This window comes from Paracoccus marcusii (assembly GCF_006151785.1).
Taxonomy (GTDB): Bacteria; Pseudomonadota; Alphaproteobacteria; order Rhodobacterales; family Rhodobacteraceae; genus Paracoccus; species Paracoccus marcusii.
In genome coordinates, this window is the sequence record NZ_VDDD01000258.1 from 1 (window position 1) to 1,146 (window position 1,146).

General features: G+C 65.9%; 1 protein-coding gene. It reads right to left on the reverse strand.

Annotated features, from left to right (window positions below; all coding sequences use genetic code 11):
* Nucleotides 1–30: 30 nt before the first annotated feature.
* Nucleotides 31–1,146 (reverse strand): elongation factor Tu (tuf, locus tag FHD68_RS18645; RefSeq protein ID WP_139086623.1); only part of this gene is annotated, 1,116 nt, incomplete at its 5' end.

The window sequence follows — 1,146 nt, forward strand, 5'->3', positions numbered from 1 at the left end:
CAGCATTCCTTGGCCCGTTCGGGCCCTGGATCACTTGATGATCTTGGAGACGACGCCTGCGCCGACGGTGCGGCCGCCTTCGCGGATGGCGAAGCGCAGCTTCTCTTCCATCGCGATCGGGGCGATCAGTTCGACCTCGAACTTCAGGTTGTCGCCGGGCATCACCATCTCGGTGCCCTCGGGCAGCTTGACGGTGCCGGTGACGTCCGTGGTCCGGAAGTAGAACTGCGGGCGGTAGTTCGCGAAGAACGGCGTGTGGCGGCCGCCCTCTTCCTTGGTCAGGATGTAGGCCTCGGCCTCGAACTGGGTGTGCGGGGTGACCGACTTCGGCTTGACCAGGACCTGGCCGCGCTCGACGCCGTCACGGTCGATGCCGCGCAGCAGGACGCCCACGTTGTCGCCGGCCTCACCGCGGTCCAGCAGCTTGCGGAACATCTCGACGCCCGTGCAGGTGGTCTTCTTGGTGTCGCGGATGCCCACGATCTCCAGTTCGTCGCCCACGTTGACCGCGCCGCGCTCGATGCGGCCGGTGACCACGGTGCCGCGGCCCGAGATCGAGAACACGTCCTCGATCGGCAGCAGGAACGGCTGGTCGATCGCACGCTCGGGGGTCGGGATGTACTCGTCGACGGCGGCGATCAGCGCGCGGATCGAATCCTCGCCGATGGCGTTGTCGCGGCCTTCCATGGCTGCCAGCGCCGAACCCTTGATGATCGGGATGTCGTCGCCCGGATAGTCGTACGAGCTCAGCAGCTCGCGGACTTCCATCTCGACCAGTTCCAGCAGTTCCTCGTCATCCACCTGGTCGACCTTGTTCAGGTAGACGACCATGTAGGGGATGCCCACCTGGCGACCCAGCAGGATGTGCTCGCGCGTCTGCGGCATCGGGCCGTCGGCGGCGTTCACGACCAGGATCGCGCCGTCCATCTGGGCGGCACCGGTGATCATGTTCTTGACGTAGTCGGCGTGGCCCGGGCAGTCGACATGCGCATAGTGGCGCGTCTCGGATTCGTATTCCACGTGCGCGGTCGAGATCGTGATCCCGCGGGCCTTCTCTTCGGGCGCGCCGTCGATCTGGTCATAGGCGCGGAATTCGCCGAAGTACTTCGTGATGGCCGCCGTCAGCGTCGTCTTGCCGTGGTCAAC